The 15051-nt window shown below is 62.5% G+C and carries 14 protein-coding genes; 2 read left to right on the forward strand and 12 right to left on the reverse strand.

What is annotated here, in order from left to right:
* Positions 1-942, forward strand: a 942-nt coding sequence (locus P8Y64_10675; protein ID MEJ2060932.1) for a PD-(D/E)XK nuclease family protein, incomplete at its 5' end; no start/stop codon positions are given.
* A gap of 101 nt (positions 943-1043) precedes the next feature.
* Here P8Y64_10675 and alr read toward each other — a convergent pair.
* The 5 genes from alr to P8Y64_10700 all read right to left on the reverse strand — a co-directional run bounded on the left by alr (position 1044) and on the right by P8Y64_10700 (position 8030).
* On the reverse strand, positions 1044-2120 hold the full coding sequence (gene alr / locus P8Y64_10680) for an alanine racemase (GenBank protein ID MEJ2060933.1): 1077 nt from the start codon (positions 2118-2120) through the stop codon (positions 1044-1046).
* The gene (gene dnaB / locus P8Y64_10685; protein ID MEJ2060934.1) at positions 2117-3514 is read right to left on the reverse strand and encodes a replicative DNA helicase; all 1398 of its coding nucleotides are present in this window, start codon (positions 3512-3514) and stop codon (positions 2117-2119) included. The genes alr and dnaB overlap by 4 nt, the downstream gene beginning before the upstream one ends.
* Positions 3515-4220: 706 nt before the next feature.
* Positions 4221-6749: a VWA domain-containing protein gene (locus P8Y64_10690; GenBank protein MEJ2060935.1), complete on the reverse strand. Its 2529-nt coding sequence runs from the start codon at positions 6747-6749 to the stop codon at positions 4221-4223.
* Positions 6750-6765: 16 nt separating this feature from the next.
* Positions 6766-7629: a CbbQ/NirQ/NorQ/GpvN family protein gene (locus P8Y64_10695; GenBank protein MEJ2060936.1), complete on the reverse strand. Its 864-nt coding sequence runs from the start codon at positions 7627-7629 to the stop codon at positions 6766-6768.
* A complete protein-coding gene (locus P8Y64_10700) occupies positions 7626-8030 on the reverse strand; it encodes a hypothetical protein (protein MEJ2060937.1) in 405 nt (134 codons plus the stop codon). The genes P8Y64_10695 and P8Y64_10700 overlap by 4 nt, the downstream gene beginning before the upstream one ends.
* A gap of 360 nt (positions 8031-8390) precedes the next feature.
* Between P8Y64_10700 and P8Y64_10705 the strand changes: the two genes are divergently transcribed.
* The gene (locus P8Y64_10705) at positions 8391-8708 is read left to right on the forward strand and encodes a hypothetical protein (GenBank protein ID MEJ2060938.1); all 318 of its coding nucleotides are present in this window, start codon (positions 8391-8393) and stop codon (positions 8706-8708) included.
* Positions 8709-8785: 77 nt separating this feature from the next.
* Here P8Y64_10705 and P8Y64_10710 read toward each other — a convergent pair whose 3' ends face one another.
* The 7 genes from P8Y64_10710 to pstB all read right to left on the reverse strand — a co-directional run bounded on the left by P8Y64_10710 (position 8786) and on the right by pstB (position 15035).
* On the reverse strand, positions 8786-9175 hold the full coding sequence (locus P8Y64_10710; protein MEJ2060939.1) for a hypothetical protein: 390 nt from the start codon (positions 9173-9175) through the stop codon (positions 8786-8788).
* Positions 9172-10203, reverse strand: a complete 1032-nt coding sequence (locus tag P8Y64_10715) for a hypothetical protein (GenBank protein ID MEJ2060940.1) — start codon at positions 10201-10203, stop codon at positions 9172-9174. The genes P8Y64_10710 and P8Y64_10715 overlap by 4 nt, the downstream gene beginning before the upstream one ends.
* A gap of 18 nt (positions 10204-10221) precedes the next feature.
* A complete protein-coding gene (locus P8Y64_10720; protein MEJ2060941.1) occupies positions 10222-10626 on the reverse strand; it encodes a hypothetical protein in 405 nt (134 codons plus the stop codon).
* A 122-nt stretch (positions 10627-10748) separates the two neighbouring features.
* Positions 10749-11672 (reverse strand): hypothetical protein, encoded by a 924-nt coding sequence (locus P8Y64_10725; GenBank protein MEJ2060942.1) that lies wholly within the window; start codon positions 11670-11672, stop codon positions 10749-10751.
* Positions 11673-11758: 86 nt separating this feature from the next.
* Positions 11759-13159, reverse strand: a complete 1401-nt coding sequence (locus P8Y64_10730; protein ID MEJ2060943.1) for an outer membrane protein transport protein — start codon at positions 13157-13159, stop codon at positions 11759-11761.
* A 201-nt stretch (positions 13160-13360) separates the two neighbouring features.
* The gene (locus P8Y64_10735; protein MEJ2060944.1) at positions 13361-13960 is read right to left on the reverse strand and encodes an SAM-dependent chlorinase/fluorinase; all 600 of its coding nucleotides are present in this window, start codon (positions 13958-13960) and stop codon (positions 13361-13363) included.
* A gap of 196 nt (positions 13961-14156) precedes the next feature.
* Positions 14157-15035 carry a phosphate ABC transporter ATP-binding protein PstB gene (gene pstB / locus P8Y64_10740; protein ID MEJ2060945.1) on the reverse strand — a complete coding sequence of 293 codons (879 nt, stop codon included), beginning with the start codon at positions 15033-15035 and terminating at the stop codon, positions 14157-14159.
* Positions 15036-15051 lie beyond the last annotated feature (16 nt).

Consider the following 15051-nt stretch of genomic DNA (forward strand, 5'->3'; position numbering starts at 1 on the left):
GCCATCGAGGCCTTTCATATCCTCGCCTATGGCCAGGGCCTCGCCGATCCGCACCTGCCCCGCCTGAGCCGGGACCCGCGGACCCGAGTGGGAGCACCGCAGCCCGCCCCGCTGCCGCCGGTACCCGTCCGCCCGACCCCGGCCAGCCGAAGTGAATTCGTCCCGGAGTCGCTCTCCGCCAGCCGCCACCAGCACCTGATCGACTGCCCTTATCAGTTCTTTGCGGCCGACTGCCTGCGCCTGAGCCCTCAGGAGGAAGTGCGTGAGGCCCTGGAAAAGGCCGACTACGGCGAGCTCGTCCACACCTGCCTGCAGGCGTTTCACCAGAAAGTGGGCAAACTGCCGGGACCCTTCGCCGGTCCGTTGGATCCCGATCGGCGCGCCGAAGCCATCGACCTGCTGACCCAGATCAGTCAGGCGGTGTTCCGGCAGCATCTGGAGGACAACTTCGAACATCGCGGCTGGCTGCACCGCTGGCTGGCCCATGTCCCGGGCTACGTGGACTGGCAGCTCAAGCGGGCGACCGCCTGGCAGGTCGAGGATTGCGAACGGCGGGCGAACCGACCGGTCGGCGGCTTCGAGCTGACCGGCCGGCTGGACCGCATCGATGCCGGCGAGGACGGCGTAGCGGTGGTGGACTACAAGACGGGGGCGGTGCCGAGCCGCGGCGAGGTGGAAACCGGCGAGGCGGTCCAGTTGCCCAGCTACGCCCTGCTGCTGGACCACGTGGCGCGGGTGGAGTACCTGCAGGTCGAGGCGGCAAGAAATCTCGCCCTGGAAGGGGAAGCCCTGGAAACACTGAGCGCGGCGGTCGAGTCCCGCCTGAAACGCATGCGCGAGCAGCTCGAAGACGGGGCCGCACTGCCCGCCTGGGGCGATGCCGACACCTGCGCGCGCTGCGACTTCCGTGGCGTGTGCCGGCGGCCGGCGTGGGGTGATTAGTGGTTAGGAGTTAGGAGTTAGGAGTTAGGAGTTAGGAGTTAGGAGTTAGGAGTTAGGAGTTAGGAGTTAGGAGTTAGGAGTTAGGAGTTAGGAGTTAGGAGTTAGGCGAAGTGTAGTTCCTGGCAGCGCCCGGCCACGCCGCACAGCAGCTGGTAGCTGATGGTGCCGGCATGCGCGGCGACCTCGTCGACCGACACCTGATTGCCCCACAGTTCAACCGGCTCGCCCACGCGTGCCTCGATGCCGCGCAGGTCCAGCGCCACCATATCCATGGACACCCGTCCCACCAGCCGCGTGCGCTGACCGTTCACCGACACCGGCGTGCCGCTCGGGGCATGACGCGGATAGCCGTCGCCGTAACCGATGGCCGCGATCCCCACCGGCATGTCCTCGGGACAGGCCCAGGTGGCGCCGTAGCCGATCGGCTCGCCCGCGCGCAACCGGCGCACGGCGATCAGCGGCGCGCTGAGAGTCATCACCGGGCGCAGGCCGTCATCAGCGGCCCGTCCGCCCAGAAACGGCGAACTGCCGTAAAGCATGATGCCGGGACGCACCCAGTCACGCAGGGTATCCGGCCAGCCGAGAACTCCTGCCGAATTGGCGATGCTCAGTTCCGTATCCAGCCCCGTGATCGCCTGGTCGAAGCGTTCGACCTGCAGGGCGGTGGTGTCGTCCTCGCGGTCGTCGGCGCATGCCAGATGGGTCATGACCGGCACCGGTCCACGCACCTGGGTCATGGCGGCGAGGCGGGCATGAAGTTCGGCCGCACGTTCGGGGCGGAATCCGAGCCGGTGCATGCCGGTGTCGATCTTGAGCCAGGGCGTGACCGGCCGGGGCAGCGAGCTGTCTTCCAGCAACTGCAGATGGCTTTCCTGATGGACGGTGAACTCGATATCGTGACGTGCGGCCTGCATAAGCTCATCGCTTCCCTGCACGCCCTGCAGGCAGACGATGCGCTGCGCAAAACCCGCCTCGCGCAGCGCCTGTGCCTCCTCCACGCAGGAAACGGCAAAGGCATCCGCATCCGACAGGGCCTGCGCCACCGGCAGCATGCCGTGCCCGTAGGCCTCGGCCTTGATGACAGCCATTACGCGGGAATCCGGCGCGCAGCTGCGCACGCGGCGGAGGTTATGGCGCAGGGCGCCAAGGTCGATGCGGGCGAGCGCCTGACGCTTCATGCGAAGCCGGAACTGGTGACGACCTCGGGAATGTAGTTCTCGAAGCGGGTGTACTGTCCGAGGAAGGTGAGACTGACGGTGCCGATGGGACCGTTACGCTGCTTGCCGATGATGATCTCGGCCTTGCCCTTGTCCGGGGTGTCTTCGTTGTAGACCTCGTCGCGGTAGATGAACACGATGAGGTCGGCGTCCTGCTCGATGGCGCCCGATTCGCGCAGGTCCGACATCACCGGGCGCTTGTTGGGGCGTTGCTCCAGGGAGCGGTTGAGCTGCGACAGGGCGATGACCGGGACGTTGAGCTCCTTGGCCAGCGCCTTGAGCGAGCGCGAGATCTCGGAGATCTCGGTGGCCCGGTTCTCGCGCGTTCCCGGTACCTGCATGAGCTGCAGGTAGTCGACCACGATCAGCCCCAGCTGGCCATGCTCGCGCGCCAGGCGGCGCGCACGGGCACGCAGTTCCGCCGGAGTGAGCGCCGGGCTGTCGTCGATGAACAGCGGCGACTGGGTGAACAGCGTCATGGTGCTGGTCAGCTTGCTCCAGTCGGCATCGTTGAGCTGACCGGAACGCAGCCGCTTCTGGTCGATGCGCCCCATGGACGACAGCAGCCTGAGCGAGATCTGCTCGCCGGGCATCTCCATACTGAAGATGGCGACCGGCTGCTTGTGCTTGAGCGCCGCGTACTCGGCGATATTCATCGCGAAACTGGTCTTGCCCATGGACGGGCGCCCGGCCACGATCACCAGGTCGCTTTTCTGCAACCCCGAGGTCATCTCGTCGAACTTCTCGTACCCGGTCGCCAAGCCGGTGATCGGGCTGTCCTGCTGGCACAGGAAATCGATCAGGTCGACGGTGGTCTTCATCAGCGACTTGATGTCGCGGAACCCCTGCTTGGCGCGCGCGCCGCGCTCGGCGATCTCGAAGATCTTGCGCTCGGCGTCGTCCAGCAGCTCGCGTGTGTCGCGCCCCTCCGGATTGAAGGCGCTGTCGGCGATGTCGGTGCTGACGCTGATCAGCTGCCGCAGCACCGAGCGTTCGCGCACGATGTCGGCGTAGGCGCGGATATTGGCGGCACTGGGGGTTTCGTTGGCCAGCGTCCCCAGATAGGCGAGGCCGCCGAAGTGCTCGGGCAGGTCGTACTGGGCGAGGCGTTCTGAGAGCGTGACCACGTCGAAGGGTTCGCTGCGTTCGGCGAGATCGGCGATGGCGCGGAAGATCAGGCGATGATCCTGGCGGTAAAAGTCCGCTTCGACCACACGGTCCGCCACCTGATCCCAGGCGGCGTTGTCCAGCATCAGGCCGCCCAGCACGGCCTGCTCGGCCTCTATGGAATGCGGCGGAATCTTGAGTTCGTCCAGACGCGGATACGACGTCTGCTTACCGGCGGTTTGCACCATTCAATCGCTACCTCTCTCCAAGGCCAATGTTAGCCCAACGCGACGGCCGCGACGAGGGACAACCCGTGGGAATTGTTGTGCATGGTATGTGAGTAGGGTGTGGATAAGTTGTTAATGATAGATAGGCATCGATAGTCAGACATGTTTGTGGATTTGTTTCGTGCGTTTTGAGGCCAAGATTTTTATCTAACGTATTCGCACCGCACGAGTTCATTTTCTTTGCTTGTCCAAAGACGGGCGACGCGCGTGATCCCTCACGCGCCCTGACGGCTCCTGGTCAGTCCAATGCGGGGCGTTCCGGGCGCGGCCGACGGGGACCTTCTGCGTGAGGGGTTGGGAGTAAGGCGTAAGGAGGGGACATGCCTTTTCGCCTCATCCCTCACGTTTCACGTCTTACCAACTTCCCCGTCCCGCCTTGCCGAGCAGCCGATGGCTCGCAGGGTCAGCCCGGCAGGGACGCCGGGCTGAGGTTCGTCACGACAGGACGTCGTGTCGAACCGACCCGTCGCAAGTCAGCGGTGGCGAGGGAAGCCCGCAGGGCCAAGGCGGTGGGGTGCCCTTCTCTTTGGGTACTTTCTCTTGGGCACGCAAGAGAAAGTACCTCGCGCTGTGTGAATGCGTTAGACAAAGAACTGCCAACCCCAAGAGCGCGAAATTCAAGCTCTGGGCATATCTATACGAATCCCCATAACAACAAAACCCAACCTTACCGCCTTAACCGCAAATAAATCTCCGGCAGCCTGGCCGGCAGTTCGTCGACGTTGTCCAGAATGGTGTAGTGCCCGTGCCCGAAAATGGCCGGCAGATATTCGCTGCCGGAGGGATCCAGCGTAATGCAAAACGGATGCACGCCGGCGTCGATAGCCTCCTTCATGGCCATGCGCGTGTCTTCGTGCAGGTAACGGCTGTCGCCACCGTCATCGTAGTCGGCGGGCCGGCCGTCGGAAAGGATCAGCAGCAGGCGGTGCTGGGCGGAGACCGAACCCAGCCGATGCAGGGAATGGCGGATCGCCGCCCCCATGCGGCTGGCCAGCCGGCCCGAGGCGGCGGCGATGCGGGCCCGGACGTCGGCAGTCAGGTTCTCGTCGAAGTCCTTGAGCACGTAGTAGTTCACGTTGTCGTGGTGCTTGGAGGCGAACCCGCAGATGGCATGTTCGTCGCCCACGTCGTTGATCGCCTCGGCGAACATCAGCATCCCGGCCCGCAGGCGGTCGATGATCTTGCCCTGCCCCTTCGGATGGCGCGCCATGATCGAGGTCGACAGGTCGGCCAGCAGCAACACCCCGGTGTCGCGGTGCTCCACCTGCCGGCGGCGGTAGATGTAGGGCTTGGGCGACAGTCCGGCGCGTTTTTCGGCGACGTAGCTGATGGTCGCTTCCATATCCAGCTCGTCGCCCTCGATCTGGCGGCGCAGCGGCGCCATGCGCGAGGGACGCTGCATTTCCAGCGCACGGCGCAGGCGCTTCAGGGCACCGGCGTGCTGCGCCAGCAGGCTCTCGGCGCGGGCCGGCTCCATGTCCTCCAGCCGCCGCTCCTGCACCCGCGCCCAGTCGGCGATATAGCGCTGTTCGCGGTAGTCCCATTCCGGATAGGGGATGCCGTCGGTCCGCTCTTCCCGGCGCGCGCCGCGCTGGCTGACCGTGCGCGCGGGCATGGGAATACCCACTCCGATGCGCCCGCCGCTGCCGGAGGTGTTCTCCTGCGGGACGTTGATGTCCGGGTCGGGGTCGTTCTGCTGCATCTCCGGCGCGCTGAGCGGCTGTTCCTGCTGCTGTTTTTCCTTCTCGGCCCGGTTTTCGGCATGGGCGTCGGCGTCCTGGCTGTACCTGGCCTCGCCATGGCGCGCGCGCGGGTACACCGGCAGGCTGGTGTTGAAACCGTGCCCGGGCAGATAGCAGGCCTCGCGCTGCGCGATGTCCAGCGGCGGAAAGGCATCGTCCTCGAACAGGCGGTTCGCCACGTCGAAGGCATCGCTAACGCGCGCAGCCTCGCTCAACAGCGGCTGCAGCCGTGCATCCAGCCCCTCCCCTTCGACCAGCGCCTGCAAGGCCGCCAGGGCAAACCGGAAATAGGTACCGGCGGCACCTTCCGGTACCGGGGCATGCCGGGCCAGACGCAGGGCGCGGGTGAGGTAGCCGGGGATCAGGGCACCAATGCGCGCGTCGACACGCAGGTCCTCGCACAGGTCGAACAGCACCTGGAAGCGGAACATGCGTTCCTCGAAATGCGCGTACAGGGGACGCCAGGTGATGCGCTGATCGGCATCCAGCGGCGGATGCGCCATGCCGACCCGGGCGAACAGGGCCTCGATGTCCTCGCGGCAGTAGGTATCGAAACGCAGGTGGCCGGCGGCATGCAGGACGGCGACGATGGTCTCCTCGCGGTCGCCCAGCACTGCCGGCAGGTACAGCTGGCGGCCATCCGTATCGACCATGGGGCGCCCGCGCCCGGGACGCCAAGCGCTGTCGGCCATAGGAATATGCTCGTTATACCAGGCGAGCAGCAGCAGTTGCAGCAGGCGCGTATGACCGCGCGGACGGTAGCCTTGCAGCCCGTCCAGCAGCAGGCGCAGGCTCTCTTCGCTTTCCAGCTTGAAAAACGCCTCGCCCCGGGCCCGCCCCGCCTGCAGGATGTCCGCCCCGCGCCGCGCCCAGGACTCGATGCCGTCGTAGCCGACCAGGTTGCGGGCGATCAATGCACCTTCCAGGTAGACATCCAGCGGCAGGCCGCGCTCGTCGAACAGGCGTTCGGCCGGCTCGATCAGCCGCTCCAGCCCCTCGAGGCCGTCCTCGCCGCCCAAATCCGTGTAGGCCACCTCGAAGTAGGCGCGTGCGTCCTCCACGGAACGTTTCAGCCAGCGCAGGCCGATCTCGTACCAGCGTTGCTCGCCGGACTCGCCCCAGGCCCGAGACACTTCGCCCGCCTGCGCCATGAAGCCGGCCAGGGCACGCCAGGAATTGACCCATTGCGAAAACGCCCTGGCCTGGTCCACCCACGGGCGCAGGGCGGGCATGGCCGCCGCCAGCGCGGGGGTGCCGCGCATGAAGGCCTTGCCCGCTTCGCGGTCGTGGAAGAACAGATCGCGCGCGGTCTCCAGCCAATACAGCCGGTCGGCCGGGTCGATGGATTCAAGCGATTCGAGGGCTTCCTTGGCGTCGCGGTGCGCCACGAAGCTGATCTGTTCCAGGTGCACGAGCACCTGCTCGATCTCGACCAGGATCTCCTCGGGGGTCATACGCCGTGCAAACCGCCTATGCCTGTTCGGTTTCAGGCTGCCCGAAATGGGCCTGGACAATCTCCTCCAGGGCCTCGATCAGCTCCGGATCGTCGGTGATGGGATTGATCATCGCCGCGCGGCAGGCCTCCAGCGGCTCCAGCCCGGCATTCATCAGCTCGGCGGCATAGGTCAGTGCGCGGGTGGAGGTGGCCTCCTGCAGGCCGTGGTCCTTGAGGGCGCGCGCCTTGCGTCCGGCAGCGACCAGCTTTTCCACCAGCTCGGGACGGTTGCAGCCGGATTCGCCGGCCACGATCTTGCGCTCCAGCTCCTCGTCCGGATAGTCGAAGGGAATGGCCACGAAGCGCTGCTTGGTCGAGGGCTTGAGGTCCTTGAGCACGGTCTGGTAGCCGGGGTTATAGGAAATGACCAGCATGAAGTCGTCGTGCGCCTCGATGAACTGGCTTTTCTTTTCCAGCGGCAGAACCCGGCGGTGGTCGGTGAGCGGGTGGATCACGACCGTGGTGTCGGTGCGCGCCTCGACGATCTCGTCCAGATAGCAGATGGCGCCTTCCTTGACGGCACGGGTCAGGGGGCCGTCCTGCCAGACGGTCTCATCGCCCTCCAGCAAAAAACGCCCGACCAGGTCAGAACTGGTCAGGTCCTCGTGACAGGCCACGCTGACCAGCGGCCGGCCCAGGCGGTGGGCCATGTATTCGAGAAAACGGGTCTTGCCGCAACCGGTCGGCCCCTTGAGCATCACCGGCAGGCGCTTGGCGTAGGCCGCCTCGAAGATCTCGATTTCACGCCCCTGGGGCAGGTAGAACGGCGCGTCACCGGCGACCGGCTTCTGGATGGCGTCCTGCTCGACGCCACGCAGGCGGTTGATCAGTTTTTTCATGAAAAACGCTTCTCTTGTTCACAACGTGAGTGCAGATAGAAATACAGATGGCGCAGGGTGTGGACCACCATGCGCTCCGGTGCCGCCGGCAGGGCATCTGCCCGGTCCATGGCAAGGCAGTTGCGGTAGTAGACCAGTTCGCGGATGTTGTCCCGCACCGCATTCAGGCTGGGATCGCCCTTCACGAACGACTTGAACACCTCCAGCGCATCGTCGCTGGCGACCACCGGCTTGCCGGCGTGTTCGGCATAGGCGCGCAGCAACAGCAGCACGACGGGCATGGCCGCATCCAGCAGGGCCGACAATTCGGGCGCGGGGTCTTCCCGCAGGCTGGATTCCAACTCGGCGATCTGTTCATCGGCCTGCTCGAAGCGCTCGGCCAGTCGTTCGTCCTTATCCATGAGTGGAATTTTTCATTGGGTTTTTCGAGAAAGCGCTGATCAAGTCTACCCGGACTTGATCAGCGCACGGTGGGCCCGGCGCATATCCGGACCCACCTCCGCCAAATCAAACACTTACGTGTTTGATTTGCGCGCGGCACACCCCTGTGCCGCGGAAAGTCTGAATACATCGGCAGAAGTTATGTCTTAGGCCAACGCGAAGGGTGAAGTTCAGAGACGAACGGGACAATAAACCAGACTTTCCCAAAGGGTTATGCCGCATTACGCAGAGTTAACGAAATAGGGTATCATGCGCAGCTCAATTTTTGGCGACCAAAGTCACTCAAGAATCTGATCCTGAGCCCGGAGGGGATTACACAAATGAAACTGGTCAAGATGATTAAGCTGAACAACCTCCAGTACAACGCCAACCGCGATCCGGAAGTCTACCGCCGGCCGGTGAACCAGGAATTCCGTCTGCAGGCGCTGCTGAACGGCTCCGGCACCGCCAAGGCCCGTTTCGAGGCCGAGGGCAAGGTCCTGTGCGAAGGTTCCGTAAACCTGCCCGGCACCTTCGACTGCAAGTTCAGCTACGACAACGCGGGTACCCGCATCGGCGTGCTAACGATCGAGGGTAACGGCGAGAACTTCACCCAGGACGTCCGTATCGACGTCACAGAGCACGCCTGGATCGGGTAATTCTGCAGTGAGGGGTGAGGCGTAAGGGGTGAGGCGCAGCCTTTTCCCCCACGCCTCAGCACTCAGCACTCTGACCTTTATTCTCCCCACTGATACTGCTCGAAGAAACGCGGCAGCATCTCCAGCATCTCCTCCCGCGTAAAGAAACGGTCCGCCCGGGCCAGCCGCATTTCATCCTGAATATCCTCGTCGCCCCCGAAACAGAACAGCGGGGTATTGATCTGATGCTGGCGACGCAACACACGCACCACGTCCAGCGGATCGAAGGCATCGATTTCATCCAGGTCGATCAGGATGAAACGATGCAGCAGCACCTCGCTCCAGGCGCCGATGTCGTCCAGATCGGTAACCACCGCCATCTCCCAGTCGGCCGGCACCAGATCGGCGATGCGCTCACGCATCTGCGCATCAGCCGTCATCAGGATGAACTTGCGCTTGAGGCGTTTTTCGATTGTCGGTTCTGTCATAACTGAATTCCGGTTCCCTGCAACAAGGTCTCGATACCGGCCAGGACACGCTCCACGTCGGTCGGCGTCATCCCGGCTTCGGCAAGTATTTTTGATATCGATGCATGCGCGAGCGGTGCTCCGGCCATCCGCCGAAATGCCGCGCGCCAGGTCCATTCCGTGCCGACCAGGCGTACCAGTCGTTCGCCGCGTACCCAAAGACGCAGCCGGCCACAGTCGGCCACCTCGCCCTCCAGCACATACTGGCCGGCGCTGACCTTGATCCCGTATGGCACCAGACGGCGTTCGGTGTCCGACAGGTCGGGCAGCAGCTCGTCGCCGGCTTCCGCAATCTTTTCGTGCTCGGCCGCCGTAGGCCCGTCTGAACGAAACCGCCAGCCGAACCGCTGTTCCAAGGCTTTTTTCAGTGCGTGTTCCAGCGCGTCGTCCCGGGCTCGCAGTCCGGCTCGCTCGAGGTCCGTCATGCCGGCGCGCAGCGCCGCCCGCAACCATCGCCCGAAACCGCGGCTCGGGGTGCGAATGTAGCGCGCAAAGCGCTCGTCAGGGAAATGCCTCAGGAAGCTGGCACCGAATACCATGCTGCGATTAATGGTCGCCGCCCCGCTCCCCATGATCTTGCGTTCACCGAACCAGAGGTCCTGGACACCTTGTCGATGCACCCGAAGCCCCAGCGGCCCCAATGCCTCGGCCACTGCCTCCAGACAGGCGGCAAACAGATTCTCATGACGCCGCGGGGCAGCATGACGCGGGAAGATGAGGAAAAAACAGGATTGTCCGGCATCCACCCAGACGGTGCCCCCGCCCAGAGGGCGCTGAATAACGGGAATCCCGTCCCGGCGACAGGCGCCCAAATCCAACTCGCCGGCGGCCGATTGGCTGGCGCCCAGTGACAGGTGGGGTGTATCGGGACGCGCCCAGATCACGATGGGCGGTGCATCATCGGCCTGCGCATCGGCAAGCCCTGTGTAGGTCGCGTGCAGGTCGGCGGGGGAACAACCGCCCAGGGCGATCCAGCGGGCGTCTTGCATCTACAGCACCGTCGCCCGTTATTCTCCGTCCGCGTTGCCTGAATCGTCCTCGGACTTGTAGAAATGACGGAAATAAAAATCGCTGCGGCTCAATTCCTCGTAAAGCGACGCGCGCTCCTGAACCCCGCTGCGCAGAATCTCGATCAGCGCCTCGCCCTGCTGGCCGTCGACAATAATCATGTGGCCGAGCAGTTCCTGGTCGGTATTCAGGTAGTGGCCGGCCAGTTCGTCTGGATAGTCCACATACACCAGCAGGGACTTGCACTCGGGATCCTCGGGATCCAGAGGCTGCAGCGCGACCTTCCCCAACCAGGCCAGACGGGCTATCTGATTGAACTGGTGGATGTCGAGCTTCCTGCCGCGCTTGTACTTGTTCAGCTCGTTGCGGATTTCGCCGAGATTGGTGACTTTAATCGATTTCATATTTGTAACCGGTTGAATGCGCCTCGCAAAAACCTTTCGGTATTGCGGAATTCTCAGGGATAGGCCCCAAAAAGAAAACCCCGCCGGAGCGGGGTCTTCTGATTCACCGATTGTCCGCAGGATCAGAACGTTGCGTTATTTTCAACGGTTCCGCCGGCCATCTTGGTGAGGGCATTCTTCATGGCATCCGGCGATGGCATCAGTGTCATGAAGCTGTTGGAACCGATCATCTTCAGATCGGGGAAGTTGACGGCCATCCAGAACCGCATATGCAGGGACTCAACCTTGCCACCACGTACCAGAACCGGATACGGCAGGTAGGCATTGCCCTTGAGCTTGTTGAAGTTCACCACGCCCATCTGGAAACCCAGGTCGGCGTACTTGTCGCCCTTCGGGCCCTGCTTGAGCATCACGCCGAACAGAGTGTCGTTGGTACCCGGAATATCCAGCTTGAAGACCTTGTAGGCACCGCCCGCATGAGCGGCCATGCCCTTCTCCACCGCGGCGACGGCCTTCGCATGACTGGAATAGCTCGCCAGCCGATAAACGTCTTCGAAGTACTCCATGCCGAAGGTGTAGTGGTAGTCTTCCAGGTCGTCCGGTGTCTCACCCTTGGCACCGAAGGTCTCCTGATCGCCCAGGGCCTTGCCAAGCGCAGCAGCCACCGGCTTCAGGTCGCCCTTTACATGCAGGGCGTACTGGAAATAGACGGGATTCTGGTAGGCCACCTGAATCTGATCGCCCACCTTGGTCACGGCCACACGCATCACCGCCGCATAACCGCCGCGCTCGCTCTTGGCGGCATCGGCAAGCAGGGTGTTATTGGTGACCACGATCACTTCGGCATCCTTGAAAGGCGAAAAACTGCCGACAATACGAAATCCGTTCGAGGTGAGTGCGCTCTTGACTTGGTTGACCTTGGTCGTGAGGTCTCCCGGCCCTTGCGAACCGAGCACGTACGGCTTGAGCTTATCGGCCGCATGCGCCGCACCCATGAACATCAGCAGTGCGGTTACAGCCAGTACCTTTGACAATGTTGTTTTCATCGTTCTCATATTCGTTAGCACCCAACGATTTCCGGAGAAAAAAGGGGCCATGTCACCATGGCCCCCTTGATACTACACGCGCCGATTTAGAAGCGCATGGTGTAGCCACCCTGAAGCTGGAACTGATCCATCTTGACGGTGACTTTCTGCACATTGCCGGAGAAGGGGTTGGTGCCCGACTTCTTGGACTCCGGCGCATACATGGCCGCGAAGTTGAAGCCGCTGGTCGGCGAGAGCTTCTTGCTGAAACCGAAGGTCAGGTGATCCTCGATGGTTCCCGGGGCCAGAATATTGAACAGCACATCCTGACCGCCCGGCACCGGATCGTTGCCATGGCTGTAACCCACGCGCCAGGTCCAGTTGGCGCTGGTGGCCCACTGGTAACCGATCTTGTAGATGGTCATGTCGCTCCAGCCGAAGCCGGCACCGTTGGAAGCACCCAGACAGCCGCTGCCGGTACCGCCGGTTGCACCCGCCGTACAGGAAGTCAGCAGCGGGCCAACGCCATTCTTGAGCGCCTTAACCTGGCTGTAGTCGATCTGCTGTACCTCGGCGGTGAGCTTACCCGGACCGACGTTCTTGAAGGTCGCACCAATCGCGTAGGTTGCCGGGATGTCGAAGCTGCCCCCGTCGGCGAACAGGCCCTTGTACTGGGAGAACTTGGACATGGTGATCTGCGGCTGGTACATCACGCCCAGGGTCGCCGGACCGAAGTCATACAGGATACCGACGTTGACGCCGAAGCCGGAGGAGTTGTCGTAGCCGTTGTTGCTGACATACTGCGGATGCGCAGAGTAACCGGCGAAATTGCCCAGGCCGTAGGCATCGAACAGCTGGTAGGCGTAAATCAGGCTCACACCCCAGGAGAAGTTGTTGGTCGGCTTCTGGGAGTAGGACACGTTCAGGAACAGCTGGGACAGGTCCACACCCGTGGTGCCGGCGCCGAAGGTGCCGGGCAGCAGCACGGCATTACCCGCACCATCAGGCATGGTCGCCTGGCCACCCTTGTACTTGGTGTTCATGCCGCCGTTGCCGTACATGGACACGCCGATGGCCTGGTCGTTGCCGATCATCTGGTTGAAGCCGAGCCCGGGGATGATAAAGACGCCGGAGATATCGCCCTGCTCGGTCTTGCTGGTAATGCTCTGGTTACCGGTAGCACCGCCACCGAGCACCACGGGACAGGCGGCACCACAGCCGGTGATTGCATCGGCAGGAATCGGGCTACCCGTGGTCGAATACTTACGGTTCGGTGCGAACAGGCCGACACTCAGGTCGAACTGGCTGCCGACATCCACCATACCGGCCGGGTTCATGGAAGCGGCCATGGCGTCTTCCGGCATGGCTACGCCCGCACCGGCAAGACCAAGGTTGCTGGTGGAATAGGCGTTGGAGAAATAACCGTTGGTTGCGTATGCGGTCCCCGAGGCAGCGAGCGCACCCATCACCGAGAGGGCAAGCAGCGAACGCTTGAACGTCTTATGCATCAATCGATCCTCCAGACAAGGAAGCGGTTTATAAGAATTGGCTAATTTACTGATTTCTAATCAGTTTTATGGGTTGCGCGCGCACAATGACAAAGCGGTGACGCCATGTCAAACAGGGTTCTCTAATTAAAGAATGTGCTTGAATTGTGATAAGGCTTTGAAAAGCCAAGAAAAGCTTGAAATGAATCGGATAACTGTCAATTATTCGACGATCCTGAACAACGCACCGATGTCCAATCCCATAACATCCGCAGCGCGCTGTTGATTGACCGCAAATTCGACCAGGCCGTTGGCATTCACGTACCAGAAGGGCTCACCCTTCTCCCCTTCCGCAAAGGTCCGCCGATAACGCAGCAATCGACCGTTGCATTCGACGGTTTGGGTCGTTGAGATCGATGTTCCGCGCAGACCGCTCATGCAGTTGCCGTAGTGATCGATGTAGACCACCTCCAGCAGATCATCCGGCCATGCCCCGGCGTCCGTTGGTGCCTCACAGGCTTCACCCGGCACGGTGTCGCGCGCCAGCGCGGCCGCCGCCGGTGCAAACAGGTCGCGACCATGAAAGGTATTTGAGATAGCCGCATCGGATGGCGCGATCTCCCACCAGCGTGCGGTGGTTGCTCTTCGCGCGATGATGTCGAACAGCCCGTTTCCCGGCCCCACGAACCAACGGCCGTCCGCTTCCAGAATCACCGCCCGGCGCTGCGTACCGACGCCGGGATCGACGACGCACAAAAAAACGCTCCCGGGCGGAAACTCGTAGACATAACCGATACCGAAATCGGAACAGATGACGATCATGATGGTGGTGAGGCGTAAGGAGACAGGTGTAAGGGGGATATAAACCCAGCTTACACCTTATGGGCCGGTGTACAACTCGACGTTGCCCAAGTTGTGGCTGGCCGAGGTTGCCTCGCAGCCCAGGCTTGCAGTCGACTCGGAGCGAGGAGCGACTGTTACGCCTCACTCCTCACGCCGCTAACGCCTTACCAATAAATCAACCAAACCGGCCGGTAATGTAGTCTTCGGTCTGCTTGGTGCCGGGATTGGTGAACAGGGTGTTGGTGTCGTTGAACTCGATCAGTTTGCCCAGATACATGAAGGCGGTGTAATCGGATACGCGCGCCGCCTGCTGCATGTTGTGGGTCACGATGGCGATGGTGTAGTCGTTCTTGAGTTCGTAGATGAGCTCTTCGATCTTCAGGGTCGAGATGGGGTCGAGCGCGGATGCGGGTTCGTCCAGCAGCACCACGTCGGGCTTGACCGCGATCGCGCGCGCGATACAAAGACGCTGCTGCTGCCCGCCTGACAGGGCCGTACCGCTTTGCTTGAGAATATCCTTGACCTCATCCCAAAGCGCGGCCTTCTTGAGGGCCCACTCGACGCGTTCGTCCATCAACGGACGGGACAGGCGTTCGTACAGGCGCACGCCGAAGGCGATGTTGTCGTAGATGCTCATCGGGAACGGCGTCGGTTTCTGGAACACCATGCCGATCTTGGCGCGCAGCAGGTTGACGTCCTCTTTTTTGTCGAGGATGTTGCGGCCGTCCATGAGGATCTCGCCGGTCGCGTTCTGCTCAGGATAGAGGTTGTAGATACGGTTGAAGGTACGCAGCAGCGTGGACTTGCCGCAACCGGAAGGCCCGATGAAGGCGGTGACCTGCTTTTCCGGGATCTTCATGGAAATATCGAACAGGGCATGATATTTCCCGTAGAAGAAATTGAGGTTGTTGACCTCAAGCTTCGGATTCTGGATCTCGACCGGGGCGGTATTGCCCCCCGTCCTGCGTGCAGGCTTGTTGGCCGCATGCGCGGCGGCACTGCTGACATCCAGCGAGATGCCCTGGCGGCCTGCGTCAGTCTGGTCGTAGTTCATGGTCATATCGTCCCCA

The organism is Gammaproteobacteria bacterium (assembly GCA_037388465.1).
GTDB lineage: Bacteria > Pseudomonadota > Gammaproteobacteria > SpSt-1174 > SpSt-1174 > JARRKE01.